This is a genomic window from Fodinibius salipaludis, from assembly GCF_002287075.1.
Taxonomy (GTDB): domain Bacteria; phylum Bacteroidota; class Rhodothermia; order Balneolales; family Balneolaceae; genus Fodinibius; species Fodinibius salipaludis.
Genome location: NZ_NSKE01000013.1, coordinates 12,917 through 37,759 on the forward strand (window position 1 = coordinate 12,917; position 24,843 = coordinate 37,759).

General features: G+C 42.5%; 22 protein-coding genes and 2 pseudogenes. 10 read left to right on the forward strand and 14 right to left on the reverse strand.

What is annotated here, in order from left to right; translation table 11 throughout:
* The first annotated feature begins 3 nt into the window (after positions 1-3).
* The gene (locus tag CK503_RS14860) at positions 4-1,167 is read left to right on the forward strand and encodes a lycopene cyclase family protein (RefSeq protein WP_095607624.1); all 1,164 of its coding nucleotides are present in this window, start codon (positions 4-6) and stop codon (positions 1,165-1,167) included.
* On the opposite strand, the gene CK503_RS14865 is transcribed toward CK503_RS14860, so the two are convergent.
* The 11 genes from CK503_RS14865 to CK503_RS14915 form a co-directional block, all read right to left on the reverse strand.
* Positions 1,164-2,249, reverse strand: a complete 1,086-nt coding sequence (locus tag CK503_RS14865; RefSeq protein ID WP_095607625.1) for an AI-2E family transporter — start codon at positions 2,247-2,249, stop codon at positions 1,164-1,166. The two genes, CK503_RS14860 and CK503_RS14865, sit on opposite strands and share 4 nt — an antisense overlap.
* Before the next feature lie 27 nt (positions 2,250-2,276).
* Complete coding sequence (locus tag CK503_RS14870) at positions 2,277-2,987, reverse strand: PIG-L deacetylase family protein (protein ID WP_095607626.1); 711 nt, start codon at positions 2,985-2,987, stop codon at positions 2,277-2,279.
* Between the two features lie 111 nt (positions 2,988-3,098).
* On the reverse strand, positions 3,099-3,836 hold the full coding sequence (locus CK503_RS14875; RefSeq protein ID WP_095607627.1) for an ABC transporter ATP-binding protein: 738 nt from the start codon (positions 3,834-3,836) through the stop codon (positions 3,099-3,101).
* Between the two features lie 7 nt (positions 3,837-3,843).
* On the reverse strand, positions 3,844-5,223 hold the full coding sequence (locus tag CK503_RS14880; protein ID WP_095607628.1) for an efflux RND transporter periplasmic adaptor subunit: 1,380 nt from the start codon (positions 5,221-5,223) through the stop codon (positions 3,844-3,846).
* A gap of 19 nt (positions 5,224-5,242) precedes the next feature.
* Positions 5,243-6,610: a TolC family protein gene (locus tag CK503_RS14885; RefSeq protein ID WP_095607629.1), complete on the reverse strand. Its 1,368-nt coding sequence runs from the start codon at positions 6,608-6,610 to the stop codon at positions 5,243-5,245.
* A gap of 108 nt (positions 6,611-6,718) precedes the next feature.
* On the reverse strand, positions 6,719-7,108 hold the full coding sequence (locus CK503_RS14890; RefSeq protein ID WP_095607630.1) for a 6TM ABC transporter family protein: 390 nt from the start codon (positions 7,106-7,108) through the stop codon (positions 6,719-6,721).
* Positions 7,109-7,117: 9 nt separating this feature from the next.
* Positions 7,118-7,555: a phage holin family protein gene (locus tag CK503_RS14895; RefSeq protein ID WP_095607631.1), complete on the reverse strand. Its 438-nt coding sequence runs from the start codon at positions 7,553-7,555 to the stop codon at positions 7,118-7,120.
* 4 nt (positions 7,556-7,559) lie between these two features.
* Complete coding sequence (locus CK503_RS14900) at positions 7,560-7,772, reverse strand: hypothetical protein (protein WP_095607632.1); 213 nt, start codon at positions 7,770-7,772, stop codon at positions 7,560-7,562.
* A gap of 71 nt (positions 7,773-7,843) precedes the next feature.
* On the reverse strand, positions 7,844-9,097 hold the full coding sequence (locus tag CK503_RS14905) for a glycosyltransferase (protein ID WP_176466327.1): 1,254 nt from the start codon (positions 9,095-9,097) through the stop codon (positions 7,844-7,846).
* A gap of 16 nt (positions 9,098-9,113) precedes the next feature.
* Positions 9,114-10,337 carry an ABC transporter permease gene (locus tag CK503_RS14910; protein WP_095607634.1) on the reverse strand — a complete coding sequence of 408 codons (1,224 nt, stop codon included), beginning with the start codon at positions 10,335-10,337 and terminating at the stop codon, positions 9,114-9,116.
* 1 nt (position 10,338) lies between these two features.
* On the reverse strand, positions 10,339-11,580 hold the full coding sequence (locus CK503_RS14915) for an ABC transporter permease (protein ID WP_095607635.1): 1,242 nt from the start codon (positions 11,578-11,580) through the stop codon (positions 10,339-10,341).
* Positions 11,581-11,724: 144 nt separating this feature from the next.
* Here CK503_RS14915 and bshB1 point away from each other — a divergent pair, with 144 nt between their 5' ends.
* Entirely contained in the window at positions 11,725-12,468 is a 744-nt protein-coding gene (gene bshB1, locus CK503_RS14920; RefSeq protein ID WP_095607636.1) for a bacillithiol biosynthesis deacetylase BshB1, read from the forward strand.
* A 34-nt stretch (positions 12,469-12,502) separates the two neighbouring features.
* On the opposite strand, the gene CK503_RS14925 is transcribed toward bshB1, so the two are convergent.
* Both CK503_RS14925 and dnaG read right to left on the reverse strand, forming a co-directional pair.
* Positions 12,503-13,327 (reverse strand): inositol monophosphatase family protein, encoded by an 825-nt coding sequence (locus tag CK503_RS14925; protein ID WP_095607637.1) that lies wholly within the window; start codon positions 13,325-13,327, stop codon positions 12,503-12,505.
* Between the two features lie 24 nt (positions 13,328-13,351).
* Positions 13,352-15,412 (reverse strand): DNA primase, encoded by a 2,061-nt coding sequence (gene dnaG / locus CK503_RS14930; protein ID WP_255233441.1) that lies wholly within the window; start codon positions 15,410-15,412, stop codon positions 13,352-13,354.
* Positions 15,413-15,668: 256 nt separating this feature from the next.
* On the opposite strand from dnaG, the gene sucD reads away from it, so the two are divergent.
* Complete coding sequence (gene sucD, locus CK503_RS14935; protein ID WP_095607638.1) at positions 15,669-16,544, forward strand: succinate--CoA ligase subunit alpha; 876 nt, start codon at positions 15,669-15,671, stop codon at positions 16,542-16,544.
* A gap of 246 nt (positions 16,545-16,790) precedes the next feature.
* Here the strand turns inward: sucD and CK503_RS14945 are convergent, their stop codons facing one another.
* Positions 16,791-18,332, reverse strand: a complete 1,542-nt coding sequence (locus CK503_RS14945; protein WP_095607640.1) for an N-acyl-D-amino-acid deacylase family protein — start codon at positions 18,330-18,332, stop codon at positions 16,791-16,793.
* Between the two features lie 142 nt (positions 18,333-18,474).
* Between CK503_RS14945 and CK503_RS16015 the strand changes: the two genes are divergently transcribed.
* The 7 genes and pseudogenes from CK503_RS16015 (at position 18,475) to CK503_RS14965 (ending at position 24,598) form a co-directional block, all read left to right on the forward strand.
* Positions 18,475-18,798: a hypothetical protein gene (locus CK503_RS16015; protein ID WP_141239951.1), complete on the forward strand. Its 324-nt coding sequence runs from the start codon at positions 18,475-18,477 to the stop codon at positions 18,796-18,798.
* A gap of 83 nt (positions 18,799-18,881) precedes the next feature.
* On the forward strand, positions 18,882-19,379 hold the full coding sequence (locus CK503_RS14950; protein WP_095607641.1) for a YgdI/YgdR family lipoprotein: 498 nt from the start codon (positions 18,882-18,884) through the stop codon (positions 19,377-19,379).
* An 88-nt stretch (positions 19,380-19,467) separates the two neighbouring features.
* Positions 19,468-21,735: a TonB-dependent receptor gene (locus CK503_RS14955; RefSeq protein WP_095607642.1), complete on the forward strand. Its 2,268-nt coding sequence runs from the start codon at positions 19,468-19,470 to the stop codon at positions 21,733-21,735.
* Positions 21,736-22,177: 442 nt separating this feature from the next.
* A complete protein-coding gene (locus CK503_RS14960; protein ID WP_095607643.1) occupies positions 22,178-22,399 on the forward strand; it encodes a peptidase associated/transthyretin-like domain-containing protein in 222 nt (73 codons plus the stop codon).
* A 41-nt stretch (positions 22,400-22,440) separates the two neighbouring features.
* A pseudogene (locus CK503_RS16495) lies at positions 22,441-22,488 on the forward strand (hypothetical protein); the annotation flags it as partial.
* A gap of 103 nt (positions 22,489-22,591) precedes the next feature.
* Positions 22,592-22,876: pseudogene (locus CK503_RS16360) on the forward strand (TonB-dependent receptor plug domain-containing protein); the annotation flags it as partial.
* A gap of 189 nt (positions 22,877-23,065) precedes the next feature.
* Complete coding sequence (locus CK503_RS14965) at positions 23,066-24,598, forward strand: TonB-dependent receptor (RefSeq protein ID WP_255233443.1); 1,533 nt, start codon at positions 23,066-23,068, stop codon at positions 24,596-24,598.
* Positions 24,599-24,843 lie beyond the last annotated feature (245 nt).

Genomic DNA, 24,843 nt, shown 5'->3' on the forward strand with positions numbered 1-24,843 from the left:
TTTATGCAGCAGTACGATTATATCATAGCAGGTGCCGGTGCATCGGGACTTTCCCTGGCCTGGAAAATGCTGCACTCCCCCCTATCAAAAAAAAAGGTTCTCATCCTCGATCAGTCTCTAAGCCCATCACATGATAAAACATGGTGTTTTTGGGATGCTGAAGCCCCTCCTTTTGCAGATCTGATTTATCGTAAATGGACAAAAGCAGAAATAAGTATTTTTGGAACTCGATCCATCGAACACCTAAACAATTATACCTACTACTGTCTGCGAAGCGTCGACTTTCAGAACCACATTCTAAATCAACTTACGGATCACTCTCATTTCGATCTGCTTGAAGCCCCTGTCAAGGAGCTATCATTTGACGGTAGTAATCCCACATTGCATACTGATACAAACACCTTTAAAGCAGACTATATTTTCCAGAGTTGCTTTAATCCCTGGGATAATACTAACAGTCAGCCTCGATATCCACTCTTGCAACACTTCTTGGGATGGGAGATTACCACATCAAAACCGGTTTTTGATGATAGTTTTTTCACCTTAATGGATTTTGATAAAACATTTGAAAGTGGAATAGCTTTCATCTACCTGCTTCCCTGGTCTAAAAATTCCGCCCTTATTGAATACACTATTTTTTCAAATACCCTACTTGAAAAAAAGAAATACGAGGAAAAAGTATCCCTATATTTAAGTAACCGATTTAAATTAAAGCCGGTTGATTATAGCATTAAACGGAAGGAGTTTGGCAAAATACCGATGGAAGATCGTCCCCATAAACCATGGTATAAACCCGGGATACTCAATCTCGGTACGGTTGGGGGAGTCACAAAACCATCTACCGGCTACACGTTCAAACGCATCCAAAAGCAGACCGATCAAATCGTAGAAAATTTACTTTCGGGGAGGGATTTACAACCGCAACCTCCATCTAAAAAACGATTTAAAGCATATGACCTTTGGCTGCTACATATTATAGATCGGCATCCCAAAGATGCCCTTCAAATTTTTAATCATCTTTTCAAAAATAACTCTCTGGATGATGTTTTTCGATTTCTTGCGGAGGAATCATCTATTCAAGATGATCTGAAAATTATGAGCAGCGTCCCCCATGCTCCCTTCCTGAGAGCCATTTGGAAGACGCGCAGCCGACTACGAGAGATCTAATCCCCTTCACTTTTTGCTGTTGATTCAGCGACTTGATACTCCGTACGATTTCCCAGCAGGTAACCGTATGGCTTAAGTCCGTCAACCTGATCAAATACACATTTCAAAATACCCAACAGAGGCACAAATAATATCATCCCCGAAATACCCCACATTTGACCACCAATTACCAGTGCAACTAATGCCATAAAAGGATTAATACTTACTTGTGATCCAATAACATTTGGAGTAATAAAGTTTCCTTCAAGAAATTGGACAATCGCAAATACGACAACCACACCAATGGGATTCAATAGTGAATCGGTAAACAAAAGTGCAAAAATGATTGCAGGCAGACTTCCAAGAATGATTCCTATGTAAGGAATAACCGCAAGGATAGCCGCAAATGCTGCAAAAAATAATACATGGTCAATACCAACAATCCATAAACCAATTGCATTTAAAACACCCAATATTGTAATGACCGTCATCATCCCCACAATATATTTCTGTGTCACCGTTTGCACACTGTCTATCACAGAATCAATGGCCTCATTTCTTCCATCCACGGCAGTATGCAAAAATGTGCGGTACATTTTTTTGTAATACATCATAAAAAACACGAAAAATGGTAGCAGCCCTAAGGTTGTAAAGACACTGGTTGTGGCTCCCAATACCGTACTTACATATTCCCCGCTTTTATTAATAGCCGTTTCAAGTCCCCGTTCTAAAAACTGCACTTGTCGGTCGGGAGAAAGATTAAATGTAGACTCAAAAAACTGTATCAGATCACTGCTCATCGTCTGGATCTTGGCGTTGGCCTCGGGCAGGCGATCTGCAAACTGGATAAACTGTATCGAAAGCAACGACATAATACCACCCAAGATTACAGCAATTAATATAATACTGGTCAAAATTGCCAGAATCCTGTTAAACTTATATCGTTGTAACCATGAGCTGATCGGATCCAGTAACATGGCGATAAGAGCAGCAAATGCAAGAGGCATTAAGATAAACTTCCCATACGATAAAATGATGAACAACAATATAGTCCCAAATAATATTATTGTTCCTTTCAACCAGATTGGAAAATCTTTTTTCATCAATTACTCTCTATTAATGATTAGATATTACGTATCTAATTGATCTCCTAAATCAGTCAACGCTGGATCAAAATCCTCCTGAAATATTTCAAATGGCACCCTATATCCTACCTCTTCCTTAACATTACTATCCTCGATCACCTCTTGATACGTTTCATAACAATCGAGTGCGGATAAGAATTTTTGATAGTCGTCTTCATTAGCTTCAATCCAACAGTCAATATCGCCTTGTTTAGATGAGCTCAGATTAAACTTTCCTTCTCCCTCCTTTTCGCTGTAGTGGGTAAAAAATGCCAGTCGTTTAGGGTAATCAATTCCTTCTCGTTTTAAATCACAATACACACTTTTAACCACCGCGTGACTTACCAGGTGATCCTCAAACCCACTGATACCATGAACGGCATAGGTTACTAATACATCCGGTTTTATGTACTGAACTTGTTCACGGATCACTTTTTCAATATCCGTGGGATCCATCTCCTTCAATCCGCTATCGGGAAGTTCCAATACCGTCATTCCATTCAAATCAAGGACTTTTTCGACGCACTGCATCTCTTTATAACGAATCTCCCCCATCTCCTTTTTATTGATTCCCAAGCGAAATCGCTGCTTGGTAGCCTCTCCTTTTGTAAGAGTAAGAAGATATACTTCATGACCTTTTCTGCGTTGGGCAGCTATTGCCGGTGCAGGACCGAATGATTCGTCATCGGGATGGGGAAAAACGTAAAGAATTTTCATGACACGGGGTTTTTAATTAAACCATTTACATGATGTTAATCATAATTTTACTATCAGAAAACCCGAATATCAGTCCAAAGAAATTATTCCAAAAGTCGAAGCAATGGAAACTTATGTAGTAGCTGCTTCTATTTGGATCTCCTCATTTTCTAAGACGGGATTCCCAACGTTCTCATCACTTTCAATTTTGCCGTCACGAAGGCGAATAATACGACGGGCATGCTCGGCAATTTCCGGCTCATGCGTAACAACAATAATCGTATTACCCGATCGGTACAGCTCCTCAAACAGCATCATAATCTCTTCCCCTGTTTGAGTATCGAGGTTACCTGTAGGTTCATCAGCCAATAAAATAGAGGGATTATTAACCAAAGCCCGAGCAATAGCTACACGTTGACGCTGTCCACCTGAAAGCTCGTTCGGTTTGTGATCAATACGATCTCCCAATCCAACCCGCTCTAACGTTCTCGCGGATCGCTCATGCCGTTCAGCTGTTTTTATTCCCGAATAGATTAGTGGCAGTTCCACATTTGAAAGGCAATCAGTCCGTGGCAACAAATTGAAGGTTTGAAATACAAATCCGATCTCCCGATTACGAACTTCAGCGAGATCAGCATCATCAAACTGACTGACATCCTCTCCGTTTAAAATATAGGAGCCCGAAGTGGGCGTATCCAAGCATCCAATAAGATTCATCAACGTAGACTTTCCCGATCCGGATGGACCCATAATTGCAATATACTCATTCTCCAATACATCAAAGGTAACACCATCAAGAGCACGCACCTCCTGGGTCCCCATCTGATAAATTTTCGTTAAGTCCGCTACCTGAATTATTGGTTTTGCCATTCTACTCTTAATTTGAAGCCATTCCGCTAAACTTGTTGTTATTTATCTCCACCTTATCGCCATCCGAGAGCTCCCGGGATAGCATTCGGTAACTGCCGGTAACGATCTGCTCACCGGCCTCAACCCCTGATAACACCTGAATGTGCGTATTATCACTGATGCCTGTTTTTACTTCCTTACGTCGTGCTTCGCCATCCTCTACAACAAACACCACTTTTCGCATATCTTCTTCAGGGATGATTAGATCTTCGTCAACATTGGTTGTATCACTTTCCGTAGTATCATTTTGTGCAGATCTGTTTTCATCCGCAAAATCACGCACCGTTACAGCTTGTATAGGTACCGAAACGACATTACGGACCGTCTGTGTTTGCACATCGACCGTGGCAGACATTCCCGGCTTAAACGATGGAATAAATTCATCCTCCGGCATCTCTTCGGAAGCTTGCTGAACCAATTGTTTATCCCCAACCATATCAAGGTTGTGAGGTGTTGCTACCCGAATTTTTACTTCATAGTTGGTAACCTGCTCGTTCGTTCCCTCTCCGCTAATTTCTGCAGAGTTGGCTATTTCTGTAACAACACCGTTAAATGATCGTTCAGGATAGGCATCGACCTCAATATTTGCAGTATCTCCAACCGAAACATTTACAATATCATTCTCATTAACCTGTACCTGAACTTCCATCTGATCCATATTGGCTATCCTAAGAAGTTCTGTTCCAATGGATTGGGTATTGCCCAATACACGTTCCCCAACCTCAACAGCTAATTTACTGATGGTCCCATCACGAGGTGATCGGATAATGGTTTTTTGCAACTCTTCTTTCGCCTGCTCAAGCTGGGCTTCACTGCTTTGTACCTGGTATTTTGCAGCATTAAAATTCGCCTTTTGAGCCTCATAATTTGTTTTCGATTGTACGTATTCTGTTTTCGAAATAGCTCCTTTTTCAAAAAGCTGCTTGTTCTGCTCATAAACCGATTCAGCTTCTAACAACGATGCACGGGCCTGTTCCATGCGCGCTTTTTGCGTGAGTAGCATGGCATTGGTTTCATCAATTCTGGCCTGATAAATATCAGGTTTTATTCGCACCAAAAGCTCTCCCTGCTTTACATAGTCTCCTTCCTTAATGGGGAGTTCTATAATCTCTCCGGATACTTCCGGACGTAAAATCACCTCTACTTCCGGCTGCATCTTTCCGGAAGCCGATACAATCTGTGTTATAGTTTTTAGTTTGGCTTCGGTAGCTTCAACATTCTTTGCTGCCGGTTCGCCCCCTATCCATCCCATCGTCTTACCTAATATAGCGCCTACTCCCAATAAAACGACGAGACTAATACCTACATACAATAGCTTTTTTGTAGCTGACTTTTTCTTTTTTGACATTTTTTTTAATTCTATTCTCTTAATTTAATGACATTTCTTTATCTAATTTACCTATATAATAATCCAAAAGCTTTTCTTGAAATATCAGATTATATAACGCCCGTGCATTATCTGACTGTGCCTGGATATAATTTGCATTAGCATCACTGAGTTCTATTAACGTACTTGCACCAACATTATAGCGCTCTTGCTGTGTTTCATATGTTCTTTCAGCAGCCCGCAATGCTTTTTTTGTTGACTCCAACTCTTTTTGATACGACAAATAATCATTATAGGCCTGTGTGACTTCCTGAATTATTTGTAATCTCGTATTTTCTAATCCCAGCTTAGCATTTTTCAAATTTATCTTTGCTGTCTGTATCTGGTTCATACGATTCCAATTGTTGAATATTGGAATATTTAACGATAACCCTATTGACGTTGTAAAATTTTGATCATAAAACTGATCACTGAAAGGAATTCCTCCGCCAAAATATTGATCGTTATATGAAGATGACAATCTCGCACTGGCACTTAAAGTAGGGAGTAGGTTATACCTTGCCTGTTTTAACTGAAGTTCAAGAGCCGTTAGATCTGCCATTTCACTTTTGAGATCAGAACGATTATCCAAGGCATTGGATATTAATTGGTCTACATTAAATTCTTGTCCTCCAACTTCAATGTTACTATCAGCTTCAAATTCGGGGCTTACAAATTCATAATTACCACGGGGATCAATCTGCAACTGCCGGACCAGCGCAAGCCTGCTCATCTTTAAATTGTTCTCGCGCTGTGTCAGAGTTAACTCATTACTGGCTACTGTTGACTCCTGATTATACAAATCTACCGTAGGTCGAGAACCGACTTCTACTTGTGCCTTTACCTGCTCCAACTGTTTTTGAGAAGCTTTAAGGTTTTCTTTGGCTATCTCCACCAGTTGCTCGTCCAAAAGGACCTGCAAAAAATTAGATGCCGCATTGAAAATCACATTTTCTTTGGCTCTTTGCAGACTCTCCTCAGAAGATAGCTTATCGGCCTTGCTTCTCCTCAGACTTAAAATATTTTCAAAACCATTAAATAAGGATACGTCAGCACTTAAGCTCCCGCTTAGTCCATTTGTTACATTATCTTCAAATACTTGTGTATCTCCCTGTCGAACCAACTGTTGTCCCCTTCTACTTGAGCCACTTAGATTCCCTGAAATTGAAGGGGCAAAATCAGCATATTCACTGAAAATTCCTTTTTCGGCAAGCTCTAAATTATTTGACGCCTGCTTAAGCTGATAATTATTTTCCAAAGCTATATCAATGGCCTCTTGCAACGAAATTTTTTGAGGCTGCGAATCCTGAGCATGGGTAACAACACTCAACATTAATACACTAAATAATAAACAGATACCTTTACGCATGTCGATAATTTGATTTTTTTAGGTTACAACTCGGGAGGTTACACGTTGAATGGTACAAATTGTTACAAATAGGAAAGGTTATTTTACGTTAAAAAATAAAACCCTTTTTTAACTATCCTTTTTGCCGTTGCTGGAAGAAAGATGCTCTTCGGCCTTGTCTTCAAGAATGTTCTCGACATATTCGGTAGCAAAATTTATAGCTTTACGGGTCGCAAGTCTCTTTAATTCAGATAAGAGTGCTCCGCTAAATTCTCCGACCTTTTCAGTTGATGATGTAGATGATTTTCTATTCTTATGCCCCAACAAAAATCCTAATAACGCCGAGGCTCCCACAATAGGCAGAGGATGTTTTCGGATGATATTTTTAGGATCCAAACTATTACTTACATCTTCTCGAACCCGGTCAATAGAATTATCCAGCTCTCCCTGAATGTTATTTAATTCTTCTTCCAGCTCCTGCTTCTTTTTCTCCAGTTCATCAACTTTTTTCTGTGCCATAATAATATTCTATCCTTCGTTGGATTTTGAATGTGCTTTTTCCTCAATCTTCAAAGACTCTTCTTCGGTCTTCCCATTCTGCTCAATTGATTTCATTAATTCGCTTTCAAATTGGTGCTGAATTTGCTTAAAAACGCTATCAGGTTTTAAGTACATAAACAATCCTCCAACCAGCAGTAATGGTATCGATACCACCACATATCCCAGGCTTTGGCTTTCCAACAGATCCCCAAGATAGATAGCCAGGGCAAATAACAGGAAACAGATCCCACCCAAAAGCAGAAAAATACCAATACCGCGCTGCACCGATGCAGCCATAATTCCGGATACAGCTTCTCCTATATTGAGCATAGTGAGCTCAATACGCTTTTCGAGATATGATTTTAAGTCAGAGGTAATAGCTCGCAACCGCTTTCCCAACTCATCTTTCTGTTTGTGGCTACTCATTACTTTAGTCTTCTGAACTGAACAACTTACCTATTACATAACCAATCAATAATCCACCTGCTACACTTTTAACAGGATGTTTCCGGATTAGCTTTTCGGCTCGCAATTTTAGCTCCTCAACACGTTCCGCCAGCTCTTCATCTTCCACCATTTGACGACCGCGATCGAGGGCACTATCCAACTCTTCATTTAAATTTTCTAAAATTTCTTCATCCATGGCTTTAGTAATCTTGTTAACGTAATAAGCTACTTCAGCTTAATTATAAGGAAATATGTGGACTTTAAATATTACATATTCTGATTTTTAGCCTCAATCCAGCGTCCCATATACTTTGTGCTTTCAGCGGTATGGTGCCTAAGCATTTGACCGATAAAGTTTTGGGTACGATGCTCTTGGAGGTTTTTCTGAAGTTTGTTGATTTCCTCAATTAACTGTTGATCGAAATCCGGTTCTACAAACTTATCCTTAAGGATTGAGAACCCATTTTCCTGTGCTTCATGCCACGCTTTTTCATCGGAATAAAGATTTCGTGCCGCAGCGGCAAATTCTTCTGGATGATCAGCAATGGTCCCGGCCCGATTATCTGTATCCCCAACCATGCCCTCTGCTCCCATGCTTGTTGTAACACTCGGCGTTCCGCACTGCATAGCTTCTACTAACTTCCCTTTAAGTCCCGCCCCAAACCGAAGAGGTGCTAACAACACTTTGGCACTGGCTACAACCTGTTTCGCATCCTCTGCCCTACCTTTCACTAAGAATCCTTCTTCGGGGTTGTGCATCTGTTCTGCTTCCTGCGTAATATATGATCCATATATATGCAAGCATGCATCAGGCAATTCCTTTCTAATCAACGGCCAAATCTTCTTTTTCAAATATCTGACCGCATCCATATTCGGAGAATGCCTGAAATTACCAATAGTTACAAAATCTTTTCGGTCACTGAAATCCGGCAATCCATTCTTTTCATTCTCGGTCATTGGATCAAGCAGAAAAGGAACATATTGCAGTAAACTTCTATCTACATCGAATACGTTTTGGAGAAGATCCATTTCGGCTTCAGAAATAATCAAGGACAAATCTGACCGAAAAATACTGGCTATCTCCCGTTTGGCATCTTTTGACGATAATAGATCTTTGTTGGTACAGGGTTGGTTTTCTTTATGTGCTTTTTTTCGTGCTCTTCGCAAAAAATGCAAGTCTTCGGTATCCAGAATTTGTAGGGCATCCGGGCACTGCTCAGCAACACGCCATCCGAACTGCTCTTCGATCACAAATCGATCAAAAAGAACAGTAGAGGGATTAAGTTCTCTGACAAATTGATCAAAAGTTGAGCTATTCATCTTGATAGAAACCTGATCGACACCGATATCCTCCAAGTCACTCATATGTTCTGTTTCAGCAGCAGAACTTGCAAACGTTACTTCCCATCCCTGATCTTTAAATAAATGGATCAACTCAAGCATACGTTTGCCTGCGGCCGAGGAGTTGGGCTCGGGCCATACAAAACCAATTATCAGAACATGCTGTTGATCAGCTTTCATTATACAATAAAGAAAATTATTCGTAGCGAAGGCTATCGATAGGATCTAAGCGGGCAGCTTTATAGGCAGGATATACTCCAAATAAAAGGGCAATGATAAACATACCAAAAAAGCCGGTCAATACCGCCCAGATCGGGATAACGGGTTCGGTTTCAATCCATATGGCCATACCATTACCGGCCAATATTCCAAGCACAATTCCAATTAATCCGCCCAGCTGACAAATAAAAATCGTTTCGGTAAGAAACTGTGATACAATTGCTTTTTTCGTTGCCCCTACTGCTTTACGAAGCCCAATTTCACGAGTACGTTCGCTTACAGATACGAGCATAATATTCATTACTCCGATGCCGGCTCCAAACAACGTAATACCTCCAATCACAAAACCGACGGCATACAATATAAATGTAAATTGATCGAAGGTACCCGAAAGTGAATCATTGGTTTCAATTTCAAAATCATTTTCAGCACCAGGAGCCACTTTTCGAATAACCCGCATTACTCCGGTAATTTCATCCATAGCCGTTTCTATAAAATCCATAGCCGGAGCCTTAACCTGAATATCAATGTTGCGATTACCACCATAAATCATAAGACCTGCGGTATAAGGAATCAGTAAAAACTCATCCTGCGACTGACCAAATACACTCCCCTTCTCATCTAAGGTCCCAATAATTCGGTATTGTTGTCCCGCTACTCGTATATTTTTACCAATTGGATTAACATTTTGAAACAGTTCCTGTTGGATATCATGGCCAATAATCGCTAATAATCTTCCATACTGTATGTCTTCAGAACTAAAATTACGACCATCACGCAGTTCATAAGCATTATTATCAAGGTAATACTGATTGCTCCCAACCACTCTCACTGTAGGATCGGTTTCTTCATCACCATAAATAACTTTTGTTCTGTCAAACGTCTCATCGGGACTCACATTCTCAGCCAACCGTAACATTTCTTGTAATCGTTCGGCTGTTTCAAACGTAATATCCTGGCGATTTCGCACATTATCTGCCCTACCTCCCATCTGAACAGACGGCGTTTTAGATACGTTAATCACATCCCCTCCCATCACGCTCATTGTATTCTGAAAAAAGTTGTCCAAAACCGCTACCGCTGTAGTAGAAACAATCACCGAAAATACTCCCACAACAAGAGCTAATAGGGTTAGCGATGACCGTAACTTATTGGCCCAAAGAGAATCAAAAGCCTGTTTAAAAACTTCTTTAATATTCATCTTATTCGTACCTCAATGATTCTATGGGATCTGATTTTGCCGCACGATAAGCCGGGATGAACCCAAAAACAAGGCCTACAATAGAACAGAGTACAATCGCTGCAATAACAACGCTGATATCAATGCTGGCCACAAATATCTGATTCAATAACATACTCAGTGGATAGGAAATCAAGAGTCCTATCAATCCACCTATGAGACACATGATTACTGCCTCAATTAAAAACTGGTATAATATCTCCCACGCTTTGGCCCCCACGGCCTTTCGGATTCCAATCTCTTTGGTGCGCTCTCGAACTGATACAAACATGATATTCATTACTCCAATACCACCAATAATTAATGATAGCGCCGTAAGACCTCCACCCACCATATAAAGACCGGCTTTAAATGAGGAAAGCTGGGCTTCAAAAGCTTGAGATTTATTCAATGCAAAATCATTATCCTCGGTGGCATCGAGACCGCGAAGCCGGCGCATTATGCCCTCTATCTCATACTCTCCCTCTTCCATAATCTCTTCATTCGGAAATTTTACGGCAATCTGGATATTGCCACGCAAACTAAAAAGTTGTCCATAGGCTTTAATCGGAGTTATAGCGCGCCGATCCATATCAGCCAATCCCAAAAACTTACCCTGTTTTTCTAATAACCCAATCACCCTAAACCGCTGTCCGCCAATACGAATCTCTTCATTTAACGGATTTTCACGATCGAATAAATTTTCCGCCAACGTCGCTCCCAATATCGTTACCTTCGCTCCCCGTTGGATTTCTTCGGGGGTAAAAGCACGTCCCATTTCGATGTCCAGTCCTGCCGTATCAAAATATTTATCCGTAACTCCCGAAATAAAAACACCATCTGCACTAACATCTTTGTATCGGATCGAGGTCCCCCGCGATGCCGATGCCGAAACAGCTGTTGCAAGACGACTCGACGCCCGGATATCCTCCACATAATCCAGCTTAATATCTCTGCGACTGCGATATTTCCACCATTCATAATTAGGGCCTCGATTCCACGGATGCTTTTCGACGTATACCACATCCTGCCCCATCATAGCCATGCTCTTATCAAATTCAGCATCCATACCATTACTCACAGCATTCATCAGCGTTACCATTACAATACCAATGATAATACATAACGTCGTCAGAAAGGACCGTGTTTTATTTATTCCCAAAGCACTTAAAGAAATCTTGAGCCCTTCCCAGCTGCTATTGATAAATCGACTTATCTTAGACATGCCCTAATATCAGGTTTATATTTATAACGTCTCTCTTACGAGCTAAAATTAAAATCGTTACAAGAAAATTAAGAATTTCATTTTTTTAGTGATCCCTCAAAATTCAGCTATATTATACGGTAAAATTGGAAGAAACTACATGATATGAAACTGGATATTTTGGCACTGTCTTCTCATCCCGATGATACTGAACTCTGCTGTGGAGGTACCTTGGCAGCACTCGCTAACAAGGGTAAAAAAGTAGGCGTTATTGATTTTACACAGGGAGAAATGGGCAGTCGTGGCACTCCCGAACAACGTTTGCAGGAAGCTCAAGATGCTTCCGATATTATTGGACTCAAAGTTCGAGAGAATTTAGGGTTGCCCGATACCAAGCTTAAAAGTACACGTGAATATCAGAAAGAAATAATCCAAAAAATTCGAAAGTACCGGCCGCATGTCTGTTTGGTGGGAGCTCCCTCCGATCGTCATCCCGATCACGGCAATGGAACCCAGCTGGCTTTAGATGCGATTTTCTTTAGCGGATTGACAAAAATTAAAACTTTTAACGATCAGGATGATCCACAAGAGCGTTGGCGCCCTTCGCATGTGCTTCATTTCATGCAGGATCGTCCCTTTGAACCAGATATCGTCTTTGATATTACTGATACCTTTAAAACCAAAAAAGAAGCTATTCTGGCTTTTGAATCACAATTTAACGTGCAAGATCCCGGCGACGAGCCTGAGACATATATCTCCAATGAGCAGTTTTTCGAGGGAATTGAAGCCCGTGCTCGACATTATGGTCATTTGATTGGAGCAACCTATGGGGAGCCGTTTAAATATCACAATGGACCGGTACCAATGGCATCCTTTGATGCTCTTTTTGAGACTGAACCAAGACGGTAAAAGCAAGGAGTGAAAAGCGAGAAGAAAACATAATTCACTTCTCGCTTCGTGCTTTTATCTCCCCCTCACCAAAGTAGTTCGCTATTTCATCTAACAGAAATGTATGTACAGCAGAATTTCCCGCTACAATTCGTTTACCAAAAAGCCAGTCATCGCCCCCCAACCAATCGGTGACTTCTCCGCCAGCTTCCTGAATAATTAAAGCTCCCGCTCCCACATCCCATGGATTAAGAGCATACTCATAAAATCCCTCAAAACGTCCACAAGCCACACAGCATAAATCATAGGATGCTGCCCCTGCACGACGAACACCCTGCGTGTTCGTCATCAGCATACGAAAAAACTGCAAATAATTATCCACAAGACTTAAATCGTTATAGGGAAATCCCGTACCCACCAGCGCGTTAGCAGGATTATCGAGCTTAGATACCGAGATCGGATTGCCATTCAAATAGGCTCCCTTATTCTTAATAGCGGTAAAACATTCATTCCCAGAAACTTCGAGCACCAATCCCATTTTAGGTTCGCGATTTTCCCAAAGTCCGATCGACACGCAGTAAACCGGAAAACCATGCGCAAAATTTGTAGTCCCGTCAATGGGATCAATCAGCCAGGTTCGTCCCTCAGGCATTGTCTGTTCTGTGGATGACTCTTCAGCAAGGATATGATCGTCTGGAAACTCCTTTTTGATCACAGAAATTATTTCTTCTTCCGCCCTTACATCAGCTTCGGTAACGAGATCATTCTTACCTTTAAAATCAACCGAGAAGTTACTCTCCTTCTGATATTTTTTAATAATCCGAGCTGCCGATTCCGCAGCTTTCTTAGCAACGTTTAATTCTATAGTAAAATCAGACATTCAGTAAAATTTAATCCGTATTTATCACTCCTCACGTTCGTGCTTCATTTTATATTCAAATACCTTCTCTGAGACCTTTTTGGCAGCATCAGAATCCGGATCGGGAAACAGTTCATCAATCGGGGATTCCTGCAGCAATGTACGCTGACGTCCCGCCTCTTTCATCGCCTTCATCACTTTCTTGCGTTCGTCCTCTTCTTCGGATGAATTATAACGCTCGTATAAATCAACCTGCAGGCGATCCAGGTAATGAATTTTAAGCGCCTTTAGAGCACCTTTAGCCGTCCGATATTGGTTCTTATCTTTCTTGTACTGTACACCAATTTTCTCGTGGTGACGCTCACTGACGGAATGCTCTTCGAGCACAATTTCTCCCACCAGCTCAGGATAGGGATGCTCGCGCTCTGCATAGGCCTCGACCGAAACTTCTTTTTCATCTTTATAACGCTCTATGATATCCCTATAAAACTCACGAAGCTGTTTATCCTCAAATTGCTGCTCGTTACATTGCGATCCGATATACCCAATCATATCCCGGTCATACATTAACATCAGGCGAATCAACTCCTTTTCATAATTGGGACGCTTCTTCGGTGGTTCGGGCTGGTTCTTTTTTTGAGGTTCGGTTGCAGGTTGGTCATTAAACCCAACCGAATGAGGTACCGGGGCCTGTGGCCGCTGGTCTCCGGCATCTTGTTGCTCCTCCTGCTGACGTCGCACTTCCCGCTCTTTTCTTCGTTTCTCGCGCTGACGAGCTTTCTTTCGTTCATCCTTCAGCTGTTTGCGGATTTTTCCCAGTTCATCAAAAAGCGCACGGTCACCAATTTTTGCTTTACTGTTCAAATGCTGCACATAGGTTTCGCGGGATACCTGATCGGGCATATGGGCAATACTTTCCAGGATCTCAGATATTACTTTCTTTTTCTCTGCCGGCGCCTCCCATCGTCCCTCATCTTTTGCTTTATGGATCTGATAGCTCAGAAAATCTTCTGACTCCTCGCGTTTCAATTCCAGGAATGAATCTTTCCCAAACTGACGCACAAACGAGTCCGGATCTTCCGCTTCGGGCAGATCCAGCAGTTTTACATCCATTCCCTCGCGCAGTGCTATATTGATGCCCCGTTTCATCGCACGCTGCCCGGCGGAGTCCGAATCATAAATCATCGTAATAGTATCACCGTAGCGGTGCAGCAACTTCATTTGATCGGGCGTAAGAGATGTACCGCTGGATGCCGCCACGTTATTGATGCCGTATTGCTGCAGTGAAATTACATCCGTATATCCCTCAACCAGAATGACCTCGTCAGTCTTGCGAATATCATTCTTCGCAAAATTAATGCCGTAGAGCACCTTACTTTTATTATAGACTTTGGTCTGCGGGGAGTTGATATACTTGGCCGTTTTCTCTTTCCCAAGTACACGTCCCGCATAGGCAATAACTTTACCCGACGGATTGAAAATCGGGAACATTAATCGACCGCGAAAAGCATCATAATATCCATCCCCTCTGTTACTTGGCTTTATAAGTCCAGCTTCGAGCAGATATTCTTCATTAAGCCCGGAATCAAGCGCTGTTTTATACAATTTCTCGCCATCCGAGGGCGCATAGCCAAGACCATACTTTTGAATAATTTTCCGATCATATCCCCGTTCCTGAAGGTAATCCCGAGCTTTTTGCGCCTCCTTCGTTTCCATCAAATGACGGTAGAAAAATACCCCGGCATATTTAAGTGCGTGATAAATTCCCTCGCGCAAATTGTGCTCTTCATCAAATTCTTCGGCATCCTCTTCGGGTAGCGAAACGCCGTACCGATCGGCAAGTGAACGCATCGCTTCCACAAAACCCACGCCTTCCATCTCCATCACAAAATTAAAGACATCGCCCGATTCCCCGCAGCCAAAACACTTATAGATTCCCAGATCGGGCGTGACGTGAAAGGAAGGTGTTTTCTCATCATGAAATGGACATAGACCTTTCCAGCTGCGTCCCGATCGCTTCAATTTCACATAGTCCTCCACCACCTCGACGATATCCGCCGCACCGCGTACCTCTTCTTTTTTTTCATCGGGAATCATGGTAGCCATAGCAGGGAAATAATAACAGAAATGCTGATGATAATCATCCTTTTTAATTAGAAATTTACAACTACGAATTAAGAATTAAAGTAATAAACATATTCAGGGATGATAGTCCATACTGCTTCTTGCCCGGTTAAAACTGGTAATTCCCAATTCTAAATTTCTAATTCTTAATTCCCCCTTAACTTTTGCCAAATCATGATGATGTCGGTATATTCCGAACGACTTAAGGAAATTATTTTAACTTAATTTAGGAAAGTTCATGAGCGTACTTGTAGGTAATGATACTCGATTAGTTGTACAAGGAATTACCGGCAGCGAAGGAAGCTTCCACGCCGAGCAGATGATTGAATACGGTACCAATCTGGTGGCAGGGGTCACACCTGGGAAGGGTGGACAAGAGCACCACGGGCTCCCCGTTTATAATACGGTGGCCGATGCGGTAGAAAAAGAAGATGCCAATACATCGGTTATCTTCGTACCCCCCGCTTTTGCTGGTGATGCGATTTCTGAAGCTGCTTTTGCAGGAATAGAAACCATTATCTGTATTACGGAAGGTATTCCGGTTAAGGATATGGTTACCGCCAAGCAGATTGTTAACAGTCATGGAGCAACGCTCATCGGACCCAATTGCCCTGGTGTGATTACCCCGGGTGAAGCCAAAATTGGAATTATGCCCGGCAATATTTTTACACCTGGTAAAGTGGGACTCATCTCCCGATCTGGAACACTCACGTACGAAGCTGTTGACCAGTTAACCAAGGCCGGTCTCGGCCAAAGCACGGCAATCGGTATTGGCGGCGACCCGGTTATCGGAACCACACACACCGATGCCGTAAAACTTTTTGAAGCTGATGATGATACTGAAGCTATCGTACTAATTGGAGAAATTGGCGGTACGGCCGAAGAGGAAGCGGCGGCTTATATCCAGGAAAATGTAGATAAACCGGTCGTAGCATTTATTGCAGGTAGCACAGCACCTCCGGGCCGACGCATGGGCCATGCCGGTGCCATTATTTCTGGCGGTGAAGGCGGCGCTGATGCCAAGAAAAAAGCGCTTCGTGATGCCGGTGTTACGGTTGTTGACAGTCCTGCTGAAATAGGCATTACCCTTAAAAATCTTTTAGAAACAGCCTAACGATCCAACTCGTCCGATCATAACATCTGGTCGGACGAGTTTTTCTTTATTACTATTTTCAGATTTATGACCTACTTTATTTTTGGATTCGCAGTTGGGGTATTTGTCAGCGGATTAATTGAAAAGTATCACAAAAATGAAGCAACAAACTGGATAAATTCGTCATACCTTTTCCTGCTAAGTGGTATTACTTTTGTGATTTATATATACCTGGATTGGTCTACCCTGCAAATAGTTTTTGAGAACCTATTCTCCTGATAAGTCCCTGCCTTTCAATATTTGCCCTGTTCTTTTTTTATTAAATTCTCCCTCTTTCCGAACGAGGGTCCCATTTACCATAATCCAGTTAAATCCCTCAGATAATTTATGAGGATTTTCAAATGTTGCCCGATCCTGAATTTCTTGGGGATTAAATATTAGCAAATCAGCTTTCATTCCTGTTTGTATCAACCCACGTTCTTCTAACCCAAGTGTTTTAGCAGGCAACCCGCTCATTTTATAAACAGCTTCTTCAAGGCTCAGCAATTCCTTTTCGTTTACATAGTACCGGATCATTTTAGCAAAACTCCCGTATCCGCGCGGATGACGCATCGTCGGACTCCCATCTGAGCTTACCATCACGCCTTCCCCCAACATCAGCCAATCCTGCAATCCTTGATCCATCACAAAATGAGCCGCGGAAGCTGCCTCGGGCCCCATCTCCATGAGCAAGTCAATCGCGGATTTGCTTTCTTGATCTGCAGCTTCTTTGAGTGTCAGTCCCGCAAATTTCCCGGACCCGAATAAAATAGCATCAGGGCCATTGCGCTGCTTTACTTTATTTTTCAAAAATTGACGAAGTACTTCGGGACGCTCCTGCAAAGCATTTTGCCACTCACTTTCGGTTTTTGCCCAATCGGGAAATACAATGCCAATTCCGGTAAAACTTGCCGAATATGGATATACATCAGCAGTCATAGTAATTCCCAGGTCACGAAAACTATCAATATGATCCAGAACTTCCTCAGCCCGACCTTTCCCTTCTCCGTACACAACCTTCAAATGTGAAGCATGAACCGAGGCATATTCCCCCTGTTCAGCCAGCTCGTTTAGTGAAGCTTCAATCTTTGAATCATCTTCACTACGCATGTGACTCATGATAATTCCATTCGCATCGCCAACAACTTTGGCAAGTTGTTCCAACTCATTCTCAGCAGCATACATACCCGGTACATACTCCAAGCCCGTACTCATTCCAAATGTCCCAGCATCCAAATCAGACTGCAATAGGTTTTGCATTCGTTTTAACTCCTTTTGTGTGGGATCTTGTTTACCGACATTAACCTTAGAACGAATGCTTCCATGTCCCGATAACAGTGCTATATTTACCGCTGGATTTACTCCCTCAACTTTTGCAAACCAACTATTCAGCGCTCCAACATCCGGAGAAGAACCATCCTGTCCCAATACAATACTGGTTACGCCCATCGCCAAAAAGTTATGAAACTCGGGTGTTTCCAACGGATCGCCATGCGCATGCGGATCAATAAAGCCAGGAGTAACAATTCTACCACTGGCATCAACCATATTTTCAGCTCGAATAGTATCCGCATTTACATCTCCGATATAGCCGATAGAATCACCGCGAACCAGTATATCAGCTTTGTAAGAGGGCTCTCCCGTACCATCCACAATAGTAGCCCCCGAAATATGCCAATCCCACTGCTGCTGTGCACAGACAGAATCAATTCCCAATACCCCAAATGCAAAAAGTAATACCGAAAGTTTTACGAATTTCTTCAAAATCATACAATACTCTTTACTGAGATTAGCTTTAATGAATAAAACAAAATTTTACAAATAGTATAAATACACAGCCTCAAAATGCTGATCTTTTTACGTACTTTTATTTGGTTCACACTCGTTATAATCATAATTTTTGCTTCTAATTATGATCAAACGTAGAATTAACATATCGACCGGGCTTTTGCTGATAATGCTTATGGGCATCAGCCTCTCATTTTCTACGTTACACTCCCACCACAACCTGGAGCTTCATAACTCTTCAGAATTTGCTGATACAGGGCATTGCATCACCTCTGATGATATCCTTTGTCCTATTTGTGCCAATATCATTGAGCCCGATCTCCCCTCAATAAACGAAGCGGGCACTACATTTTTCAATACTGGAGCACAAATAATACTTACTGATGATAACAAGCGATCAGGCTCTGTCACTACTACTCGTGGTCGCTCCCCTCCCGTTCTTGGTTAAAAATCAGTCTTATTGAAAACATGGTTGAAGCATGATACTCGTGTTATAACCATATCCAACTTTCAGATATAAAACCAAGAACAATGAATATATATACAAATTTTTCGACCAAACTGATTGCTATAACTTTTTCCGCTGTATTACTTTTTGCAGGATGTAGTAACCCCGCCAGCAATGACGACCACGAAGAACATTCCGAACCGCACAGTATCGAATTTGTCACGGATGGTAAAACCATCGTTACGTATGGTAGTGAGGTAAGTGGTCATTTTGATGTTGAGGAGCAAGATGATACCTCTTTAATTACTGCTAAATTCTTTGACGAAGATGGAAATGAAATCCATGGTGACGACCTTGACGATGAGTACTCTTTAGCATGGGAAATTGCCGATACCGACCATGCAGACATCGAACAGCATGACGATGATGGCCGCTGGAGTTTTCATATTGCAGGTAAAGCAGCTGGAGAAACGGTGGTACAATTCCTTTTACAACACGGAGATGATCATGCTGATTTTTATACCCCCGCTATTAACGAAAGTAACGCTATTAAAATTCACGTTGAAGAATCAAGCAATTAAGGGCAGATAATAAATTTAGGCCGGAGCATTTAAACCCTCCGGCCTTTCAGCTCATTTTCCTCACTTTTCTACAACGTTAAAGAATCTTATGACATCATCTAATAAATTATTCTGCCTATTATCGTTTTTAGGATTCTTACTGATTCTCCCCCCATTATCAAATGCATCCTATTCTCAAAATAGTACCATAGAAGGAGTTGTAATTGATAAAGAAACAGGTGATCCCATCAGCTATGCCTATTTATTTTTAGAAGGCATTAATCGCGGGCAAACCACACACAGCGATGGCACCTTTACGTTTAAAAATATTCCCAGCGGAACTTATACCATTAAAATGCAGCGGATCGGCTACAAAACCCAATCCCAGACCATTGAGGTTCCAGCGAGCGATACGCTTAAAATCACACTGGAAATGACACCTACTATCTTAGACAATGAGGGCGTTGAAGTTTTTGGGCAACATGATCGCGGCAGTAGTAATCACTTGGAAAATGCGACTCAGAATATATCTGGCCAAAATCTGCGACAAAATCTCTCGTCCACCCTGGCCAATACGCTTGAAGATATTCCCGGGTTAAGTACCCGATCGATGGGCACAGCCCCCGGACGTCCCGTTATGCGTGGGCTGGGTGGCGAACGCCTGATGATCCTGGAAGATGGCGAACGTACCGGCGATGTATCATCACAATCCTCGGATCATGCAGTATCGGTTGACCCTATGTCGGCCGAAGAAATTAAAATTGCCCGGGGGCCCTCTGCTTTAGAGTATGGCTCCAATGCCATTGGCGGAGTTATAAATGTCGTAAGAAATCAAGTTCCCTCAAGTATACCCGACCACCTCCATGGTACCGCAAGTCTACAGGGCGAAACCGTAAACACAGGATCAGCAGCAGGTATAGAATTTGGATTACCCCTGGGAAGTAATTTTTCTTTAAAAGCAGATGGTAATCTGCGATCTACCTTGGATACCAACACTCCTGCCGGTACGCTCGAAAACTCCGGGCTCTTCTCCTCGAATAATTCTATTGGCTTAGGATACATCAAACCCTGGGGACACGCAGGAATTTCTTCTAACATTTATTTGAATAACTACGGTATTCCACCTGATTCACTGGGCGGCCATCCCAATGGCGTGGATATTGAAATGGAGAAATTTCAGTTTAAAGGAACTTCCGAAATTATTTTAGATCGCCCCTTTTTACAAAAGCTGGAAGTCAACCTCTCGCACAAAAGCTACTTCCATCAGGAAATAGAATCCAGTGGTATAGTAGGAACAGAGTTTGGCGTTCTTACAACTAATGCTTCCATAAAAGCCGATCACAATACGTTCGCCTTCTTTGGTAAAGGCAAAATGGGTATTTGGGCTGAACAAAAAAACTACGCTGTGAATGGTACAAATACCCCTGATTCCGATTCGTACAGTTTATCGGCTTTCCTTATCGAAGAAAAAGATATCGGTCCCCTCCACCTTGAAGTTGGTGCTCGGTTAGATCACACCACTGCAATGCCAGACGAAACAGAACATGAGTCGATTCAAGGTCGTCAAATCCGAGATCGAAGCTTTACAGCCCTGGCCACTTCGGCCAATGCGGTATATGATTTTGGAGACGGATTTTTTACCGGAGCCAGCGTCATTCATTCCTTTCGTGCTCCCTCCCAGGAAGAACTCTTTTCGCAAGGACCACACTTGGCATCCTATTCGTATGAAGTGGGCAATCCCGATTTAGATCCCGAACGCGGGTTAGGTAAAGAAATCTATTTTCGGTACCGGAAGTCTAACGCTCGCGCAGAAATCACATTCTTCCACAATAGATTCTTGAATTATAACTATGCGACAAATACCGGAAAACGCCGGCCCGAATTTTTAGGAGGTTATCCCATTTACCAGTTTACCGGAACCGAAGCAGTACTTTCCGGGATTGAATTTAACTCACAGCTTAAGCTAACTAACCATTGGGCCCTGTCAGCTTCAGCAAGCTACACCCACGGCAAGCGTAAGCTTTTCGAAAATGAGCAAACTAATTCCAGCGAAGAATGGAAACCGTTACCTATGATTCCACCATTTAAAGGAAATGTTGAGTTGTCTTATACCTATGAGAAGTTGAAAGTAGGAACGAAAACTAAAATTGCCGCCGCCCAAAAACGTACCGGAGAATTTGAAACTCCCACGGACAGCTACGCTATTTTTAGCTTTTTCAGCCAGTATCGATTTGAAAAATGGGCCCTGCTCCATACCGTATCGTTAAACGCAAACAACATTTTTAATACTACTTATCGCGATCATCTCTCGCGCATAAAAGAGATTTATCCCCAGCCGGGACGTAATATCTCAATGCTTTACCGGGTGTATTTTTGATCTAAAGAATGACCATAGATCGACTTTTGTTGTTCAACTTCAAAATCAAGCAATTTCTGTTTCAGTATTTTTAAATACTCAACTACACTACGCCCAACCATAACGAACCGTCTATTCCTGCTTGTGGTTGGGCTATGTCTTATCGGGACTTCATTCCACCTTCATAATAATATTTCCGGTTTCTCTGAGCAACACCAGCTTGAACACCATATCAGTCTCGACCAGCCGGATTGCCTGGCTTGCCTTCACTTGATTCAAAGCCTTCCTTCTCAATCTCAAACAGGAAGCACCCTAAGCTTTCCAAGTCATACTTTTTTTTGACAGCCAGCGTTTTGCAACCAGCAATCAATATATTCGCACCTCGAATAAGTCGCCACCAACCAACACATAACAATTAATACGCCATTCATTTACCAACTTATTTGAAACCAAATAATTTGTTATGCTGCATCGATTTAAAACGAAGACTCTACTATTTTTAGCTTTTTTATTAGCTACAGGCTTATTTACCTCATCTCTGTACGCTCAAAACCAATCCAATAATTCGGCCATTATTACGGGTACTGTAACAGGCTCCGATAGTACGCCTCTACCCGGTGTTAATATCGCATTTGCAGAACTGGGAGAAGGAACGTCAACAAAAAAAGATGGAAATACCGGATAGAAAATCTCCCCTCCGGTATCTATTCTATTACTTTTTCTTTTGTGGGATACAATTCACAAATCCGGGAGGTTTCACTTCAGGATGGAGAAATCACTACCCTTAATGTCGCCCTTCAAAAACAAACCCTGCAATCAGAGACGATTACTGTAACCGGCACACCTATACGAGTCGGTTCCCCTTACAACACCCGCCGATGTGGATGTATTAACCGGCGGTACCAAATTTTCTCGTCAACAAACTTCGCTGGGAGCCTCACTCGAAGAACTGGCCGGGATTTCCACGATCTCAACAGGAAGCCAAACGGGCAAACCTGTTATTCGGGGACTCAGCGGTAGTCGTGTACGGGTCTTGGATGACGGAGCTGCCATGGACTACCAACAGTATGGTGTTCGCCACGGCCCCAATGTTGACCCATTCCCCTCGGAACGTATCGAAGTGGTACGCGGAGCCGCAAGCGTACAATATGGGTCGGACGCTCTGGGCGGAGCTGTCAATGTAATCCCCAACTCACTTCCAGACGCGGTCAATTCCGATCCCTTTCTGCAGGGGGAAACACTCGGTGAGTTTTCATCGAACAACAATGAGCTCGTCGGTGGATTGCACCTCAATGGGGCCACCGGACGCTGGGGCTTTACCGGCACCATCATCCGTCGCTCTGCCGGTAATATGAAAGCCCCCGACGTACCTACTTTCCAGGAAAGTAATGACACCTCCGCTCCCAAGTTTTCGGGAGAATTAGATCACACCGACTATGATCAACTGAATGGTAGCTTCGGAATCGGCTATAAAACGAACTTCGGGCAAATTTCCGGCGAAAATACTCGCTGGCAAAACAATCACAACTTTCTACTGCCCAACGGTCGTGGCCTTGGACAAAATTTAGAGAATATCTCCCTTCAAATTGAGAGAGACCTGGATCTCGGAAATTACTTTAAATTGAATCCCCAGTTTACTTATAGTCAAAACCTGCGTCAATCCAATCCTGGTGGGGCCAATGCTGAACCGCGAAACGAACTGCCTGATGAAGGTTTTGCAAACTTGGATATCTTGCTAAACAGCTATACTGCAAAAACGGACCTTCAACATCCTGCTGTAGGCCCCTTCTCCGGTACTGTTGGTATTGAATATAAATACAAGAATCAGGATACCCGAGGAGATGAACCGTTAGTGCCTTCGGCCACTATCCAAAATATGGCAGCCTTTGTTTTTGAACAGGCCGAAATTAATAATCTAACTTTCTCATTTGGCGCGCGCCTTGACGCACGCTCTCAAGAAGCTGAACCAAATGCTGATCTGAATCTGCCTGATGAAAATGCAGGGGAAACGAATGATGTACTCAGGCAATCTTATATGGAATTTAGCGGGTCGCTGGGTGCTACGTATCAATTTTTCGAAGAATTTACTATAGCCACAAACATTGGACGCGGATTTCGCGCGCCGAGTCTATTTAACCTGCACGTGGATGGCGTTCACGGTGGTATTGCCGCCTACCAAGTCGGGAACCCATATCTGGATTCCGAGCGATCATTCAACACAGACTTATCACTCCGCTGGCGCTCCAAAAACGTGCAGGCCAAAGCTACCGTCTATCGCAATGCCATCGATAATTACATGTTTTTAGTTAATACCGGTGAATTTGCCGGATCGAATAACGACGGTCCCCCTATTTTGGAATTTGTGCAGGGTAACGCCCGATTAGTCGGAGCCAATGCTGATATTACAGCACAAATACTACCCTGGCTGCAATTATCAGGAACTTTTGAAACCGTTAACGGTCAAAACGTGGACGAAGACATTTCCGAAGTTGATGATCTGCCACTTTTACCGCCCACCAAACTAAGTGGCAAAGTAAAAGTTATGCGCTCATCAATAGGTGAGTTTGAAAATGCTTTCGTTAGTATGGGCGTACAATATGCCTCCTCAAAAGAAGCAGCCGGACGCTACGAACCATTCTGGCAATTTGGCAATGCACCCCAATTTAGTGACTTTGGGGTCGCCTCTACCGATGCATACACTTTATTTAATGCTATGGTCGGCGCTGAAATATCTCTCTGGGATCGCCCCATAGCACTTCAATTATCCGGTAATAATTTATTTAACAACGCTTATCGTGATTTCTTGGACACCTACAAGGGATATGCGTTAAGTCCCGGTAGAAATATCAGCTTTCGGGTTAAAGTTCTGTTTAATATTCTTTGATAATTAAAATTGGGAGCATCAAATCTGAGGGTGCTCTCAATTTTTATCTCTACTTAAATTATCGACTGTTTCTTAACTACACTTTGTACTTCGTTACACCGATTCCTTAGATAAATATATCTACTTACTTCTTTACCATATTAATTAATAAAACAATAAAGCTTTCTGTCATGTTTTATCGGTTAAAATTAGCACTTCGAATTGTTTGTCCGTAATTTTTGGCTCACTACAAGCAGACAAAAGCT